Consider the following 17700-nt stretch of genomic DNA (forward strand, 5'->3'; position numbering starts at 1 on the left):
AGCAAGTCGTTGGCAGTTAAAGAGAAAAGCATATTAAATCGTTTGTACTTTATATCTGGATGTATGTTTGTCTTTGGGCTTGCCGTGGTATTTAAGCTTTTTAGTATTCAGTTTATTGATGGTGAAAAGTATAAGGCTTTAGCCGAAAAAAGAGTTGTTAAAGATGTTGTTATTCCGGCTAATCGGGGTAATGTATATTCTGTAAATGGAAATTTGTTGGCTACCTCTATACCAAAATATGATATTAGAATTGATGCGGTTACGTCGTCTTCTAAAAACTTTACAAGATACTTAAAGCCTTTATCAGATTCGCTTTCAAAATTTTCAGGTAAATCTTCTGGGTATTATCAAAAAGAATTAAGAAAGGCTAGGTCTAATAAAAATAGATATTTTTTGTTGGCTAGGAATATTGGTTATTCAGATTATATAAGATTACGGAACTTTCCGCTTTTAAATCTTGGCGCTTTCAAGGGAGGTTTAATTGTTGAGCAGACTACAAGGCGAGAGCATCCTATGGGTGGTATTGCTCAAAGAACCATAGGTTATGAACGTGTTGATGAACAAGGTAATGTAACACGTCCTGGTATTGATGGTGCTTTTGGAATAAAATATTTGCGTGGTGTTGATGGTAAAAGGAAAAAACAACGTATAGGAAAGGGGCAGTGGAAGCCTTTAAGTGATGCTAATGAAATTGAGCCAAAAGATGGGTATGATGTGTATACTACCATAGATGTAAATATTCAGGATATAGCGCATCATGCACTTTTAGAACAGTTAGAAAAATATAAGGCAGACCACGGATGTGTGGTTGTTATGGAGACCAAAACAGGAGAGGTTAGGGCTATTTCTAATTTAGGAAGAAGTAGTAAAGGATTGTATTATGAAAAAAGAAACTATGCGGTTTGGGAATCTCATGAGCCTGGGTCAACCTTTAAATTAATGGCTGTTGCGGCAGCTCTTGAGGATAAGGTAATTGATACAAGTGATGTTGTTGATACAGAAAAAGGAATTATTTGGTATTATGGAAAACCAGTTAGAGATTCCAAATGGGGAGGTTATGGTAAAATTTCTGTGTCAGAGGCGTTTGAGGTGTCTTCAAATACTGGTATTGTAAAAGCAATTTATAATGCGTATAAAACCAAACCAGAAAAGTTTATTGATAGGCTGTATGATATGAATTTAGATGACACGCTTCAAATTCCAATCATTGGAGAAGGAAAGCCTATAATTCCAGATCCTAGAATTAAAAATGGACGTTGGAGTGGCATTGCTTTACAATGGATGGCATATGGGTATGGCGTGTCTTTTACGCCGTTACAAACATTAACGTTTTATAATGCTATTGCCAATGATGGTGAGATGGTAAAGCCTCAATTTTTAAAGGAGGTGAGAGAGTTTGATAGAGTTGTTGTTCCTTTTGAAAAGGAAGTTATTAATAGACAAGTTTGTTCTAAGGAAACTATTGAGAAGGTGCAGCGACTTCTTAAAAATGTTGTTGAAAAGAAACATGGTACAGGTAACAGATTATATTCTGAAAACTTTTCCATGGCTGGTAAAACTGGTACCTGCCAAAAAGATTATAGAGACAAAGAAAAGCTTAATTATATATCATCGTTTGCTGGGTATTTTCCAGCAGAAAACCCTAAATATTCATGTATCGTAGTTATCCATGAACCTGATAAAAGTGTTGGGTATTACGGGGCAGACGTATCAGGACCGGTTTTCAAAAGAATTGCTCAAAAAATTCATACAGATACACCTTTGGTTGATGAAGTTGAAGTTTTAGAGATCAAAAAAGCTTCCATAGAAAAAGAGTATGAGAGCTATTATGATTTGGCTCAAACCTATAAAACAATTATGCCAGATTTAGTTGGCTTACCAGCTATGGATGCTATAACGCTTCTTGAAAACATGGAGGTGGAAATAAAAGTTAGGCTTGTTGGTAGTGGTACTATAAAAAAACAATCGGTAAGTAAAAGTGTAAAGTTGAAAAACAATCAAACCATAGTCTTAAGCGCTTCATGAAAGTATTAAAAGACATATTATACAAAGTTTCTATAAATGCAGTTGTTGGTGATACGGCTATTTCTGTGAATGCGGTTGATTTTGATTCAAGAAAAATTGGTGAAAAAGATGTTTTTGTAGCTCTAAGAGGTACTTTGGTTGATGGTCATAATTTTATAGAAAAGGCCATTGAGCAACAAGCGGTGGCTATAATTTGTGAAGCATTACCTGTGATTCCCATTGAAGGTGTTACCTATGTGGAAGTTGACGATTCTAATAAGGCTTTAGCAATTATCGCATCCAATTATTACGAGTCTCCCTCAGAAAATTTAAAATTAGTAGGAGTTACAGGAACAAATGGAAAAACTACAGTAGCTAGCTTGTTGTATCAGCTCTTTAAAAATGCAGGTTATAAAGTTGGGTTGTTATCAACAGTGAAAATATTGGTTGATAATAAAGAGTATAAAGCAACCCATACAACGCCAGATTCTATAACAATTAATAAGTATTTGCATGAAATGAATGATGAGGGTGTGGAGTTTTGTTTTATGGAAGTAAGCTCTCATGGTATCCATCAAAGTAGAACAGAAGGACTGTGTTTTAAGGGTGGTATTTTTACCAACTTATCACATGATCATTTAGATTATCATAACACTTTTGCAGAATATAGAGATGTTAAAAAATCGTTTTTTGATAGTCTTTCTAAAAAGGCATTTGCACTTGTGAATACTGATGATAAAAACGGCCCGATAATGTTGCAGAACACCAAGGCCAAAAAGTTTACTTATGCTCTTAAAAGTTATGCTGATTATAAAGCGCAGATTTTGGAAAATCAATTAGGAGGATTGCTTCTAAAAGTAAATGATAGTGAAGTTTGGACGAGACTCATTGGAAGTTTTAATGCTTATAATGTACTGGCAATTTACGCTACTGCTGAATTGTTAGGCTTAGAAAAAGTTGAGATTTTAAGGCTTGTTAGTGAATTGAAAAGTGTTAGTGGGCGTTTTCAGTATTTAATTTCAGATGAAAAAATAACAGCTATTGTTGATTATGCGCATACGCCTGATGCACTCAAAAACGTGTTACAAACCATTAATAGTATTAGAACTAAAAACGAAGAGCTTATTACGGTTGTAGGTTGTGGCGGTGATAGAGATAAAACAAAACGCCCTAAAATGGGTCATATAGCCACAGAGCTAAGTACCAAAGTAATTTTTACAAGTGATAACCCGCGAAGTGAAGATCCTGAAGAAATTCTCAGGGATATAGAAAAAGGTGTTGAGCCTCAAAATTTTAAAAAATCATTAACCATAACTGATAGGGCTCAGGCAATTAAAACAGCCTGCCAGTTGGCGCAACCTAATGATATCATTTTAATAGCTGGAAAAGGTCATGAAACCTATCAAGAAATTAAAGGGGAGCGTTTTGATTTTGATGATTATAAAACCGTTCAAGAATATTTAAAACAGTTACAGAAATAATGTTGTATTACCTATTTGAATATTTAGAAAAACAATTTCAATTTCCAGGAGCCACACTATTTGGTTTTATAACCTTTAGAGCAGCTTTGGCAATGATTCTCTCGTTACTGATTTCAACCATTTATGGTAAGCGTATCATTCGTTTTCTTCAAAGAAAGCAAATGGGTGAGACTATTCGAGATTTAGGTTTGGCTGGTCAAGCTGAAAAAGCAGGTACACCAACCATGGGTGGAATCATCATTATACTGGCTACGCTTATTCCGGTGTTCTTGCTATCTGAATTAGAGAATATATACATCATCCTTTTAATTATTACAACCCTCTGGATGGGAGTTATTGGTTTTATTGACGATTATATTAAAAAGTTCAAGAACAATAAGGAAGGATTAAAAGGGCGTTTTAAAGTGCTTGGGCAGGTTGGTTTAGGAATTATTGTTGGTGCAACACTCTATTTTCATCAAGATGTAGTGATAAAAGAGAAATTACCAATTGCTGAACAGCAACAAATTATAGAAACAAATCCTGACGCTAAAGAATCAGCATTTTTTAAACCCGAAGAAAAGTCTACTAAGACCACCATTCCTTTTGTAAAGAAGAATGAGTTTGATTATGCAGATTTAATCACTTGGATTCATCCAGATTTGCAAAAATACGCTTGGGTAATATTCATTCTAATTGCAATAATTATTATAACAGCTGTGTCTAACGGAGCAAATCTTACTGACGGAATAGACGGTTTAGCAGCAGGAACATCTGCTATAATTGTTTTAACACTGGGCATTTTTGCATATGTATCCAGCAATATTATTTTCTCGCAGTACCTAGATATTATGTATATCCCAAGGGTTGAAGAAATAACTATTTACATTACTGCTTTTGTCGGTGCTCTCATTGGTTTTCTATGGTATAACACCTATCCCGCACAAGTATTTATGGGTGATACTGGAAGCTTGACTATTGGCGGAATTATAGCGGTAATAGCTATTGCCGTTCGTAAAGAATGGCTAATTCCTGTTTTGTGCGGTATTTTTTTGGCAGAAAACTTATCCGTGATTATGCAAGTGAGTTGGTTTAAATACACCAAGAAAAAATATGGAGAGGGACGTAGGATTTTCAAAATGTCGCCTTTGCATCATCATTACCAAAAACTAGGTTATCACGAGAGTAAAATTGTTACTCGATTTTGGATTGTAGGAATATTGCTAGCTATTCTGTCAATAGTAACATTGAAGATTAGATAGATGAAAAAGCTGGTAATCCTTGGTGGTGGAGAAAGTGGTGTTGGTACAGCACTTTTAGGAAAGAAAGAAGGATACGAGGTGTTTGTTTCTGATAAAGGAATAATTAAAAATAAATATAAAGAGGTTCTTATACATAATGAGATTGAATGGGAAGATGAACAGCATTCTAAAGCTAAAATTCTAAAGGCAAATGTAGTAATGAAAAGTCCTGGTATTCCTGATAAAACACCTTTGGTGAAAGAGATAAGAGAAAAAGGGATATCTGTGGTTTCAGAAATTGAATTTGCTAATATGTTTACCAATGCAACTATAGTTGGGATTACGGGTAGCAACGGTAAGACAACAACTGCAAGTTTAACTCACTACATTTTAAAACAAGAATTGGAAGTTGGTTTAGCAGGTAATATTGGTGACAGTTTTGCAAAACAGGTATTGGAAGAGAATCATCCAAATTATGTTCTGGAGATTAGCAGTTTTCAGTTGGATGATATCATAGCTTTTAAGCCGCATATAGCAGTTATTACAAACATAACACCTGATCATTTGGATAGATATGATTATAAGTTTGAAAATTATATCAAATCAAAATTCAGGATTGCTGAAAATCAAACTAAGGATGATTATTTGATATATGACGGCGATGATAAAGTTATTACAAATCACCTTGAAAACAATCCAGTTCAGTCAAAATTATTGCCATTTTCTTTAAAAAGAAAAATTGAAAATGGCGCCTATTTAGATAACGATAACATAAAACTAACAATAGATAATAAACAACTTATTATGCCAACAAAAAGTTTAACATTAGAAGGGAAACATAACGTTAAAAATGCTATGGCTGCTTCAACAGTAGCGCATTTACTTAAAATAAGAAAGCAAACTATTAGAGAGAGTTTAGAAAACTTTCAAGGGGTGGAACATCGTTTAGAGCACGTTTTAAAAATAAACAAGGTGCAGTATATAAATGATTCTAAGGCCACAAATGTTAACGCAACATACTTTGCTTTAGAAAGTATGGATGCTCCTACGGTTTGGATAGTTGGTGGAGTTGATAAAGGGAATAATTATGAAGAGCTGTTTCCGTTTGTGAACGAAAAAGTAAAAGCTGTAATCTGCTTAGGTGTTGATAATGAAAAGTTGATGAATACGTTTGGCAATATGGTTGACGTTATAATTGAAACGCAATATATGAGCGAAGCGGTTAAGATAGCTTATAAGGTTGCTGATTCTGGTGATAACGTATTATTATCTCCGGCATGTGCAAGTTTTGATTTGTTTGAAAATTATGAAGATAGAGGACGTCAATTTAAAAATGCAGTACGTAATTTATAAGTAAGTGCAATCACTATTTAAAAACATAAAAGGAGACCGGTTAATTTGGGCAATAGTAGCGTTGTTGGCAATATTGTCCTTCTTGCCTGTGTATAGTGCTGCTAGTAATTTGGCATATAAAGGGGGAGGTAGTAATACCTTTGCGTTTTTTGTTAAACACTTTATGCATTTGTTTTTGGGGTTTGCAATTATGTATGGTGTGCATAAAATTCCGTATAGATATTTTAGAGGGTTATCGCTTGTTATGATTCCAGTGGTTTTAGTGTTATTAGGTGTTACCATGATGCAGGGTACTGTTATTGAAGGGGCAAGTGCAAGCCGCTGGATTCGAATACCTTTTGTGGGGATGTCTTTTCAGACATCAACTTTGGCATCAGTTGTATTAATGGTTTATGTGGCAAGGTATATGTCTAAAGTAAAAGATAGGGAAATAACATTTAAAGAGTCTATGTTGCCGCTATGGTTACCAGTATTTTTAGTTTTAGGTTTAATATTGCCTTCAAACTTTTCTACGGCAGCGATAATTTTCCTAATGGTTATTGTGCTAAGTTTTTTAGGCGGGTACCCCTTAAGGTATTTAGCTTTAATAATAGGTTCAGGATTGGTTATGTTAACCATGTTTGTTTTGGTTGCAAAAGCATTTCCTGATGCTATGCCGAATAGGGTAGATACATGGATGAGTAGAGTGGAGAACTTCTCTAATGGAGAGGATACTGAGGCTGATTACCAAATAGAAAAGGCTAAAATAGCTATAGCCTCTGGTGGTATTAATGGTGTAGGTCCAGGGAAGAGTATTCAGAAGAATTTTTTACCGCAATCGTCATCAGATTTTATTTTTGCAATAATAATAGAAGAGTATGGTTTACTGGGAGGAATGACCATCATGATTTTGTATATGTGGTTGTTATTTAGAATTGTGATAGCTGCGCAAAAATCAGAAACTGTTTTTGGGAAGTTGTTGGTTTTGGGAGTGGGTTTGCCTATAGTGTTTCAAGCATTAATTAATATGGCTGTAGCCGTAGAATTATTTCCAGTAACAGGTCAGACATTACCATTAATTAGTAGTGGAGGAACATCCATTTGGATGACTTGTTTAGCTGTAGGGATAATATTAAGCGTTAGTGCAAAAAGAGAAGAAATAAAAGAACAAGAAAACATAGAAGAGAATCCGTTAGAAATTTTGTCAGAAACTATTTAATGAGTAGCTATAAAATCATATTATCAGGAGGTGGAACAGGAGGTCATATATATCCTGCCATTGCCATTGCTAATGAATTGAAGTCACGTTATCCTAATGCTGAATTTTTGTTTGTGGGAGCAAAAGATAGAATGGAGATGGAAAAGGTTCCGCAAGCAGGTTATGATATTAAGGGGCTTTGGATTTCTGGGATTCAACGTAGTTTGTCATTAAAGAATTTATCATTCCCTTTTAAAGTAATTAGTAGCCTTTGGAAAGCTCGTAAGATTATAAAATCATTTAAGCCCCATGTTGCAATAGGAACAGGTGGTTTTGCGAGCGGGCCATTGTTGTATATGGCTGCTTCCAAAAATATACCTAGTTTAATTCAAGAGCAGAATTCTTACCCTGGGATTACTAATAAATTATTGGCTAAAAAAGCGCAAAAAATATGTGTGGCATATGATAATCTTGAACGTTTTTTTCCAAGTGATAAGATTATTAAAACCGGTAATCCGGTAAGACAAGGTTTGTTAGATATAGAAGATAATACGGTCGAAGCTAAAAACAACTTTAATTTAAAGCACGGAAAATATACGTTATTGGTTTTAGGTGGTAGTTTGGGGGCTAGAAGAATAAATCAATTGATTGAAACTGAATTGGATTTTTTTGATACCCAGAATGTTCAAATTATATGGCAATGTGGTAAGTTGTATTATCAACAATATAAAATTTATAATAACACAAAAAACGTTCAGGTTTATGAGTTTTTGAATGACATGGCTAGTGCATATGCGGCAGCAGATGTTATTATATCACGAGCTGGAGCTAGTTCTGTATCCGAGCTATGTATTGTTGGTAAACCTGTTATTTTTATTCCATCTCCTAATGTTGCTGAAGATCACCAAACCAAAAATGCCATGGCTATTGTGAATAATGATGCGGCTATGATTATAAAAGAAGAAGATTTAGAAGTGGATTTTGAAAATAAATTTTCACAATTATTAGCATCATCGGATAGGCAACTACAATTAAGTGAAAACATTAAAAAACTTGCTTTAGTAAATGCTACAAAAGAAATTGTAGATGAAGTTGAAAAACTGTTGAAGAAGTAAATGAATTTAAAATATATAAATAACATCTATTTTATAGGGATTGGAGGCATTGGTATGAGTGCTTTAGCTAGATATTTTAAAGCCAATAAAAAGCAGGTGGTTGGTTATGATAAAACGCCAACAGAAATTACGGATGCTTTAATGGATTTGGGTATAGATGTTCATTTTAACGATGCAGTGGAAAATATTCCAGTTGATTTTTTAAAACCCGAAAATACCTTGGTGGTTTATACACCAGCTATTCCAAAAAGCCATTATGAGTTGAGTTACTTTAGGAATAATCAGTTTAATGTCTTAAAACGCTCAGAGGTTTTAGGTTTAATTACGGAAAATACGTTTTGCTTGGCAGTAGCGGGAACACATGGTAAAACAACAACATCTAGTATTTTGGGACATTTATTACATGAATGTGATGTGGAGGTAACAGCTTTCTTGGGAGGTGTAACAGAGAATTATAATTCAAACTTAATTTTGAAAGGTACCAAAGTGTCTGTGGTTGAGGCCGATGAGTTTGATAGGTCGTTTTTAACCTTGTCTCCTAATCTAGCATGTATAACGTCTATGGATGCTGATCACTTAGATGTTTACGGTGAGGCTGAGGCCTTAAAAGAGTCTTTTGTTGAATTTACCAAACGCATTAAGTCAAAAGGGAAATTGTTTGTTAAAAACGGTTTGCCAATAGAAGGGATTACCTATGGTATTGAAGACGATTCTGATTATTCAGCTTGCAACATAAAAGTGGAAAATGGTACTTATGTTTTTGATGTGAAAACACCAAAAGAAGTGCTTGAAAATATACAATTTAACCTACCTGGTAGACATAATTTGTTGAATGCGTTAATAGCCTTGGCGATGGCTGTTGAATATGGTTGCCCTCACCGGCAGCTCGCCAATGCTTTAGCATCTTTTAAGGGCGTTAAAAGAAGATTTACGTATCATATAAAAACAGATGAATTGGTTTTTATTGATGATTACGCACATCATCCAGAAGAAATAAATGCTGTATATCAAGCGGTTCGAGAAATGTATCCAGAAAAAAAAGTGCTAGCTATTTTTCAACCTCATTTATTCAGCAGAACAAAAGATTTTGTTGATGAGTTTGCAGAAAGTTTATCAAAATTTGATGAGGTGGTTTTGTTAGATATTTATCCAGCTAGAGAAAAGCCGATAGAAGGAGTAACTTCAAATTGGTTGTTGGGTAAAATACATAATAAAAATAAGCAGCTAGTTAGTAAGGAATTGTTATTGTCAAAAATACAAGAAAGTGAAGCTCAAGTTGTTTTAACAATTGGGGCTGGAGATATAGGAGAAGAAGTAAAAAATATTAAAAAAGGATTAAGTATTGAAAGTTAAGTGGAGCTATATTAAAATTATTGTTTTGTTTGGGCTTATTACCTTTTTATATGCCTTTGCAAGTAGTAAAAATGGCTTGAGGGAAATCTCCAGTCCGAATATTGAATTTGTTGGTGAAAATGCCCCTTTTATAACTCGTGATAATGTTAGTAAATTGTTAATACAAAATCACGAAGGGTTGAAAAACGTGCCAAAAGAAATTTTAGCTTTGAATGAATTGGAAAATGCCCTGATAGCTAATCCATTAATAAAATCAGCAGAGGTGTATGTTACTGTAAATGGAGTGCTTAATGCCAAAGTTGAACAAAAAAAGCCTATTGCTCGAGTAAGTACAAATGCATCGTATTATGTTGATGATGAAGGTTCGTTTATGCCTTTGTCACAAAATTATTCGGCTAGAGTGCCACTGGTTACAGGTTATGTTGAAAAAAATAATTTAAGGAACATTTTTAAAGTTGCTCAAAAAATTGATAGTGATGAGTTTTTAAAAAAGCATGTCATTGAGATACATCAAAGTATTGATAAAATAATTTCTATAAAGCTTAGGCAATGTGAATTTATTGTTCAGTTAGGGGGAGTAAAGTTATTAGATAAAAAAATAAATAATTTAAAAGCATTTTATTTAAAAAGTTTAAATGAAGGTACGCTTAACAATTATAAAAAAGTCAACTTGCAATTTGACAACCAAGTAGTGTGTAGTAAATAATAAACTATGGAACATAATTTAGCAGTAGGATTAGACATAGGAACCACCAAAATAGTGGCCATGATAGGTCGGAAAAATGAGTTTGGTAAACTTGAAATTTTAGGTATAGGTAAATCTAAAAGTTTGGGAGTACACCGTGGGGTGGTAAATAATATTACACAGACCATACAATCTATACAACAAGCTATTCAGGAAGCTGAGGTTGCTGCAGAAATGAAGATTGAAGACGTAACAGTTGGTATAGCTGGTCAGCATATTCGTAGTTTACAACATAGTGACTATATCACCAGACCTAACTCTGAAAATGTTATTGATGAAGATGATATTGATAGACTAATTAATCAGGTTCATAAGTTGGTGATGCTTCCAGGGGAAGAAATTATACATGTTTTACCCCAAGAATATAAAGTTGATGGGCAGGCAGAAATTAAGGAACCCATTGGAATGTATGGAGGAAGGTTAGAAGCTAATTTTCATGTTGTTGTTGGTCAGGTTTCTTCAATTAGGAATATTGGTAGGTGTGTTCAGAGTGCTGGATTAAGTTTAGAAGGTATCACTTTAGAACCTTTGGCATCTGCAAATGCAGTATTAAGTCAAGAAGAAAAGGAAGCAGGTGTTGCTTTAATTGATATAGGTGGAGGAACTACAGATTTAGCCATATTTAGAGATGGTATTATTCGTCATACAGCGGTAATCCCTTTTGGTGGCAATGTCATTACAGAAGATATAAAAGAAGGTTGTTCAATTATAGAAAAGCAAGCAGAGTTGTTAAAAATAAAATTTGGTTCTGCGTGGCCTGGTGAAAATAAAGATAATGAAATTGTCTCTATACCTGGATTAAGAGGTAGAGAGCCAAAAGAAATTACACTTAAGAATCTTTCAAAAATAATTCATGCTCGTGTAGTTGAAATTGTGGAGCAAGTTTATGTAGAGATTAAAAATTACGGACACGAAGAGCAAAAGAAAAAATTAATAGCTGGAATTGTTTTAACAGGTGGAGGAAGTCAGTTGAAACATCTTAAACAACTCGTTGAATATATAACGGGAATGGATACCAGAATAGGGTATCCAAACGAGCATCTTGCAGGTGATAGTGATGAAGATATTACAAGCCCGTTGTATGCTACAGCTGTTGGCTTAGTGTTAGACGGCTTAAAACGTCAGGATAGGAAAAAAGTGGAATCTGAAACTGAAGTTTTGGAGGAAGAGAACTCACAAGAAGAGATTAAGCCAGAACCATTAAAAGAACGAAGATCATTTCTAGATAAGTTAACTGAAAGAGTTAAAGATTTCCTTGATAATGCAGAATAGAAAAAGTGAAATAAAACTATTTGTAAAATAATTTAGATAGTCAATAAAAATAATATAAAAGTATACAAAACCCCAGAAAATTAAGAATTTATGAGCAGCGACAAAGAATTCGAAAGTATCGCATTTGATTTACCAAAGCATCAATCAAATGTAATTAAGGTTATTGGTGTTGGTGGTGGTGGTAGTAACGCAATTAACCATATGTTTCAGCAGGGAATCAAAGGTGTTGATTTTTATATCTGTAATACAGATTCTCAAGCACTTCAAAACAGTGGAGTTCCTAATAAAATTCAGTTAGGAGTTAATTTAACTGAAGGCTTAGGGGCAGGAGCAAACCCAGATATTGGTGAGCAGTCTGCCGTTGAAAGTTTTGAGGAAATCTCTAGAATGCTAGATTCTAATACTAAAATGGTATTCATTACTGCTGGAATGGGGGGAGGTACTGGTACGGGAGCTGCTCCGATAATTGCTAAAATGGCTAAAGATTTAGATATTTTAACAGTAGGAATTGTTACCATGCCGTTTCAGTTTGAAGGAAGAATGCGTCTTGAGCAATCTCAGAGAGGAATAGAAAAATTAAGAAATGTTGTTGATTCTTTAATTGTAATAAATAATAACAAACTTCGTGAAGTATATGGGAATCTTGGTTTTAAGGCAGGGTTTTCAAAGGCTGATGAAGTGCTGTCCACCGCTGCTCGTGGTATAGCCGAAGTAATTACACATCATTACACTCAAAATATTGACTTGCGTGATGCTAAAACTGTATTAAGCGATAGTGGTACTGCTATAATGGGTTCTGCGGTAGCATCAGGTCAAAACAGAGCGCAAGATGCTATTAGAAAAGCATTGGATTCTCCGTTATTAAATGATAATAAAATTACTGGAGCTAAGAATGTATTGCTTCTAATTGTTTCTGGTTCTCACGAAATCACTATAGATGAAATAGGGGAAATTAATGATCATATTCAGGATGAAGCTGGTCATGGGGCCAATATTATTATGGGAGTTGGAGAAGATGAAGCTCTTGAAGAATCTATTGCTGTCACTATAATTGCAACAGGTTTTAATGTAGAACAACAAGATGAAATTTCTAATACCGAAACTAAAAAAGTAATTCATTCTTTAACTGCAGAAGATCAAGATTTAAGTCCTAAAGAAAAAGAACCAGTAATTATTGCTCCGTTAATTGAGCTTGAAAAGAAAGTGGAAGACCCAGTTGTACGTCATACCTTAGAAATTGATGAAGAGGAGGAAAAGCCAATAAAAAGAACAAGAGTTTATGAGAAAGAAGAAGCTAAGACTGAGCGGTCAGAACAAAATATAGATTTAATTCCAACCTCAGAAATTATTAAAAATTTAAATGTGGTTTATAAAGAGGTAAGTGATAATCTTGAAGAAGAGGAAGACTTTGTTATTAAGCCGGTTACAAAAATGAGTTCTAATCTTGAGGATTTAAAGGATATTGAAGTTGTTTCAGATTCTATTGAGGAAGAGCAACAAATTACATTAACATTTGATTTACCCCTTTCTAATAATGAAGAAGAAAGAACGGAGCACGAGGATATAGTAGCTTATAATTTAGAAGAGGATATTAAAGAAATTCATGTTAATGATTATACAGAGTTAATAACAGTTACCGAAACTAATGAGGACAAGGAAATTCATTATTCTTTAGATGATTATGTTGAAGTAGAATCTTCAATAAATCAAAAACAGTCACAAGAAGTATTGGAAGAAGTAGATAACGATGTGGTTTTTGAAAAAAAGGTGGTTCATGAGAATATTGTAGAGGAGCTTGAAGAAGAAATTGACCCTATGAATAGTCCAATTTCAGAATTGTTAAAAGAAAGAGCTGCTGAAAGAAGGCGTAAAATGAAGGACTTTAACTATAAATTCAACAACGCTAAAATTGATGATATAGAGAAAGTACCTGCGTACAAAAGACAGGGAGTAGATTTAAGTGATAATAAATCCTCATCAGAAACAGATATGTCTAGAACAAGTATAGGTTTAGATGATAATGATGACATTCAATTAAGAAGTAATAATTCTTTTCTACATGATAATGTAGATTAAAACACCCTAACCTATTATATTAATTCGCCCGAAAAGTATCTCTCAGCTTTTCGGGTTTTTAATTTCAATAAGGTAGGTTCTTTTTCTATCTTCGCATTCTATTATAAATTATAAATGATGAGTTTACAGCAAGAAGTCATGACGGCTTTAAAGGAAGCAATGAAAGCTAAGAACCAAACGGCTTTAACTGCGCTGCGTGCAGTTAAATCTGCCATATTATTGGCTAAGACCGAAAGTGGTGCAGGAGATGAATTAACTGAAGAGCAAGAACTAAAATTGCTTCAAAAACAAGTTAAACAACGCAAGGATAGTGCAGCCCTATATGTTGAGCAAGGAAGAGAAGATCTGGCAGCTCCTGAGTTGGCAGAAGCAGAAGTTATTAGTAAATTTTTACCAGAAGCATTGTCTGAAGAAGAAATAGAAAAAGTGGTAGTTGCTGTCATTGATCAAGTAGGGGCCGAAGGAATGAAGGATATGGGTAAGGTTATGGGTATTGTTAGTAAGCAATTAGCAGGACAAGCTGATGGAAAAACTATTTCTAATATTGTAAGAGCAAAACTTTCTTAGATTAAAATAAAGGCTGCGTAGTTCAACTGGATAGAATATCAGATTTCGGCTCTGAGGGTTGGGGGTTCGAATCCCTCCGCGGTCACTAAAACAAAAAAAGCAAGTTATTTTTAACTTGCTTTTTTTTGTATTAAGATTACCAAACCACTTCCTTTTTTCTAGTATTACAACATGATTATGATTTTTATCATACTTTTTAGTTTTAAAGTTTTTTAGCTTTATGAAACTAAGTTAAATAATGATGTTATGATACGTAAAGCACCGATTTCAATGATAATGACGGAAAATGTCATCACATTAAAGAAAACAGATAGTTTAGAAGCAGCAGAAAATTTATTTAAAAGATATAATATTAGACATATTCCTGTAGTTGAAGAAAATGTTGTTATTGGCATGTTAAGTTATACAGATTTAAAACGTTTAAGTTTTGCTGAAATCACTAATGATTATGATAGTGATGCTGATGCAATGGTTTACAATATGTTTACTATTAATCAAATAATGAAGAAGAAAGTAGCAAGTGTTTCTTCATCAAATTCAATTAAAGAAGTAGCTGAAATATTAGCCAATAAAGAATTTCATGCCTTACCTGTTATAGATAACAATGAGCTAGTTGGTATTGTTACTACTACAGATTTAATAAAATACCTTTTGAAACAGTTTTAGGTTTTTAAAAGGTCTTGAGATGTTTATTATGAAATTTAAAAATTTGTACCATGAGGCATCACGTTCAAGTTTCAGTTATTATGACCAAAAATATAATTTCACTAACACGCTCTGATTATTTAGAGCATGCAGAATCCCTTTTTAAAAAACACAAAATAAGGCATATTCCGGTGGTTGAAGATAAAGCGATTATAGGAATGCTCAGTTATACTGATTTAATGCGAATTAGTGTTGCAGAAACAACTGATGGAGATGATAATTGCATAGAGTCTGTAGTTTATAACATGTTTACAATAGAACAAGTTATGGCTAAACATGTAGTAACTGTTAATAGCCATGCCTCAATAAAACATGTGGCTGGACTTTTAGCAGAAGGAGAATTTCATGCCCTTCCTGTTGTAGAAGATAATATACTTGTGGGTATAGTAACCACTACAGATTTATTAAATTATTTTATAAAACAAATTTAAGAATTAGCTAGAGCTTTTAAATTTTTAATAGTTTCAGGCTGATCATCACTTTTAAAAACATAACTTCCCGCAACTAAAACATCAGCTCCAGAATCTATTAATTGTTTAGCGTTTTTATTTGTAACTCCGCCATCAATTTCAATTAAGGTTGAAGCGTTTTTTTTGTTTATTATTGTTTTAAGTTGAGACACTTTATTGTAAGTGTTTTCAATAAAACTTTGACCGCCAAAACCGGGGTTGACACTCATTATGCATACCAAGTCAATGTCATTGATGATATCTTCTAAAAGACTAACATTTGTATGTGGGTTTAAGGCAACTCCAGCCTTCATGCCTTCAGCTTTAATGGCTTGAAGTGTTCTATGTAAATGCGTACAAGCTTCATAGTGTACCGTTAAGATATCGCTACCTAAATTAGCAAATGTTTTAATATATCTATCAGGATCTGTAATCATTAAATGAACATCAATGGTTTTTTTAGCATGTTTAGCTATAGCTTCTAATACAGGCATTCCAAAAGAGATGTTAGGAACAAAAACACCATCCATAATATCAATATGAAACCAATCGGCTTCACTGTTATTTAGCATTTCTGCATCGCGTTGAAGGTTTGCAAAATCTGCGGCTAAAATTGAAGGAGCAATTAATTTAGAACTCATATTGATACAATTTATTTGCGGCAAAAATAGTGGTTTTGTTAATGAGTTTCTTATTTCTTATCAATAAAATTTTCAACCATTGTAATAACTTTGTTAGCTAATTTATTTTCAGCCGTTCGCAACCATTCTAAATAATCGTATAAATTTTTTATTCCTCTTTGGTTGTCTATAATAGTAAAACCAAAATTATAATCTTGAAAAATTCGCTCATCAATAGTGGTGTTTATGACCTCAAAAACATTTCTATGTCTACGGTCAAACCTTATTTTTTCAAAAGTAGTATTAACAGCCTTTTCATCGCCTTCTAATACTTGTAGAAAATTTTGGTTTTTATAGATTAACACACCTGTGATATTATATTTATGGTTATTCGCTTTAGCTTTCAGATATAGGGTTTTTAATTTATCTAAAGATTCATGCTCAATGGAATCACTTATATAACAGATGGTTTTTATCATATTTTTGATTTTTTAATTTTCTAGGAGAGACGACCCAATTTAAGAAAAAAAGTTAAACTTTTGTAGAACTAAGATTATATAAAAGTGAACCCCCGGTAATCAGCCGAGGGTTCTTTCATCAATCAAAAAACGAACAGTTATGTGTAACTGTTGTTGTCGTAATTTAGGAGTTATTTAATTATTAACCTAAATATGTTTTTAATATTTTACTTCTAGATGTATGTTTTAATCTGCGAATAGCTTTTTCTTTAATTTGTCTTACACGCTCACGAGTTAAATCAAATGTTTCGCCAATTTCTTCTAAAGTCATTGGGTGTTGATTCCCTAAACCAAAATACAAACGAATAACATCTGCTTCACGAGGTGTTAATGTTTCTAAAGCACGTTCAATTTCTGTGCGTAAAGATTCATGTAATAATTCTTTATCTGGATTTGGAGATTCACCACTATTTAATACATCATATAAGTTAGAATCTTCACCCTCAACTAAAGGAGCATCCATACTAACGTGACGACCAGAGTTTTTCATAGACTCCTTAACATCGTTAATAGTCATGTCTAATTCTTTTGCAATTTCTTCTGCAGAGGGTGGGCGCTCATGACTTTGCTCTAAAAATGCAAATGTTTTATTGATTTTGTTAATAGAACCAATCTTATTTAATGGTAAACGTACAATTCTAGATTGTTCTGCTAATGCCTGTAAAATAGATTGACGAATCCACCAAACAGCATAAGAAATAAATTTAAAACCACGCGTTTCATCAAAACGTTGAGCAGCCTTAATCAAGCCTAAATTACCCTCATTAATTAAATCTGGTAAAGTAAGACCTTGATTTTGATATTGTTTTGCCACAGATACCACAAAACGTAAATTTGCTTTGGTTAGCTTCTCTAAAGCTATCTGATCTCCAGCTTTAATACGTTGTGCTAACTCCACTTCTTCATCGGCAGTAATTAAATCTACTTTACCAATTTCCTGTAAATATTTGTCTAACGATGCAGTTTCTCTATTGGTAACCTGCTTCGTAATTTTAAGTTGTCTCATTTAAAAATCTCCTGTAATTTAATTATGAATAAATTGGGC

16 protein-coding genes and 1 tRNA gene are annotated in these 17700 nt (G+C 33.5%); 14 read left to right on the forward strand and 3 right to left on the reverse strand.

What is annotated here, in order from left to right:
- Positions 1-63: 63 nt before the first annotated feature.
- From N1F78_RS09500 to N1F78_RS09565, 14 genes are all read left to right on the forward strand, one after another.
- Positions 64-2025 (forward strand): penicillin-binding protein, encoded by a 1962-nt coding sequence (locus N1F78_RS09500; protein ID WP_406685683.1) that lies wholly within the window; start codon positions 64-66, stop codon positions 2023-2025.
- Positions 2022-3485, forward strand: coding sequence for a UDP-N-acetylmuramoyl-L-alanyl-D-glutamate--2,6-diaminopimelate ligase (locus N1F78_RS09505; protein ID WP_406682923.1), 1464 nt, complete (start codon positions 2022-2024; stop codon positions 3483-3485). The genes N1F78_RS09500 and N1F78_RS09505 overlap by 4 nt, the downstream gene beginning before the upstream one ends.
- Positions 3485-4726: a phospho-N-acetylmuramoyl-pentapeptide-transferase gene (gene mraY, locus N1F78_RS09510; protein WP_406682924.1), complete on the forward strand. Its 1242-nt coding sequence runs from the start codon at positions 3485-3487 to the stop codon at positions 4724-4726. Before N1F78_RS09505 ends, mraY begins: the two co-directional genes overlap by 1 nt.
- Positions 4727-6058 carry a UDP-N-acetylmuramoyl-L-alanine--D-glutamate ligase gene (gene murD, locus N1F78_RS09515; RefSeq protein WP_406682925.1) on the forward strand — a complete coding sequence of 444 codons (1332 nt, stop codon included), beginning with the start codon at positions 4727-4729 and terminating at the stop codon, positions 6056-6058.
- A gap of 4 nt (positions 6059-6062) precedes the next feature.
- Positions 6063-7256, forward strand: a complete 1194-nt coding sequence (locus tag N1F78_RS09520) for an FtsW/RodA/SpoVE family cell cycle protein (protein ID WP_406682926.1) — start codon at positions 6063-6065, stop codon at positions 7254-7256.
- Complete coding sequence (gene murG, locus N1F78_RS09525) at positions 7256-8350, forward strand: undecaprenyldiphospho-muramoylpentapeptide beta-N-acetylglucosaminyltransferase (RefSeq protein WP_406682927.1); 1095 nt, start codon at positions 7256-7258, stop codon at positions 8348-8350. The genes N1F78_RS09520 and murG overlap by 1 nt, the downstream gene beginning before the upstream one ends.
- Positions 8351-9703 (forward strand): UDP-N-acetylmuramate--L-alanine ligase, encoded by a 1353-nt coding sequence (gene murC / locus N1F78_RS09530; RefSeq protein ID WP_406682928.1) that lies wholly within the window; start codon positions 8351-8353, stop codon positions 9701-9703.
- The gene (locus N1F78_RS09535; protein WP_406682929.1) at positions 9693-10409 is read left to right on the forward strand and encodes a cell division protein FtsQ/DivIB; all 717 of its coding nucleotides are present in this window, start codon (positions 9693-9695) and stop codon (positions 10407-10409) included. Before murC ends, N1F78_RS09535 begins: the two co-directional genes overlap by 11 nt.
- 6 nt (positions 10410-10415) lie before the next feature.
- Positions 10416-11720 carry a cell division protein FtsA gene (gene ftsA / locus N1F78_RS09540; protein ID WP_406682930.1) on the forward strand — a complete coding sequence of 435 codons (1305 nt, stop codon included), beginning with the start codon at positions 10416-10418 and terminating at the stop codon, positions 11718-11720.
- Between the two features lie 90 nt (positions 11721-11810).
- On the forward strand, positions 11811-13796 hold the full coding sequence (gene ftsZ / locus N1F78_RS09545) for a cell division protein FtsZ (protein WP_406682931.1): 1986 nt from the start codon (positions 11811-11813) through the stop codon (positions 13794-13796).
- Positions 13797-13913: 117 nt separating this feature from the next.
- Positions 13914-14363, forward strand: a complete 450-nt coding sequence (locus N1F78_RS09550) for a GatB/YqeY domain-containing protein (protein WP_406682932.1) — start codon at positions 13914-13916, stop codon at positions 14361-14363.
- 11 nt (positions 14364-14374) lie between these two features.
- Positions 14375-14448, forward strand: a tRNA-Arg gene (locus N1F78_RS09555).
- A gap of 161 nt (positions 14449-14609) precedes the next feature.
- Positions 14610-15029, forward strand: coding sequence for an HPP family protein (locus N1F78_RS09560; RefSeq protein ID WP_406682933.1), 420 nt, complete (start codon positions 14610-14612; stop codon positions 15027-15029).
- A gap of 50 nt (positions 15030-15079) precedes the next feature.
- Positions 15080-15499, forward strand: a complete 420-nt coding sequence (locus tag N1F78_RS09565; protein ID WP_406682934.1) for a CBS domain-containing protein — start codon at positions 15080-15082, stop codon at positions 15497-15499.
- Here the strand turns inward: N1F78_RS09565 and rpe are convergent.
- The 3 genes from rpe to N1F78_RS09580 form a co-directional block, all read right to left on the reverse strand.
- Positions 15496-16158, reverse strand: a complete 663-nt coding sequence (gene rpe / locus N1F78_RS09570) for a ribulose-phosphate 3-epimerase (RefSeq protein WP_406682935.1) — start codon at positions 16156-16158, stop codon at positions 15496-15498. The genes N1F78_RS09565 and rpe overlap by 4 nt on opposite strands.
- Positions 16159-16208: 50 nt before the next feature.
- A complete protein-coding gene (locus N1F78_RS09575; RefSeq protein WP_406682936.1) occupies positions 16209-16616 on the reverse strand; it encodes a BLUF domain-containing protein in 408 nt (135 codons plus the stop codon).
- A 181-nt stretch (positions 16617-16797) separates the two neighbouring features.
- Positions 16798-17661: an RNA polymerase sigma factor RpoD/SigA gene (locus tag N1F78_RS09580; RefSeq protein ID WP_019387909.1), complete on the reverse strand. Its 864-nt coding sequence runs from the start codon at positions 17659-17661 to the stop codon at positions 16798-16800.
- Between the last annotated feature and the right edge of the window lie 39 nt (positions 17662-17700).

This window comes from Seonamhaeicola sp. MEBiC01930, assembly GCF_045277075.1.
In the GTDB taxonomy this organism is placed as follows: domain Bacteria; phylum Bacteroidota; class Bacteroidia; order Flavobacteriales; family Flavobacteriaceae; genus Seonamhaeicola.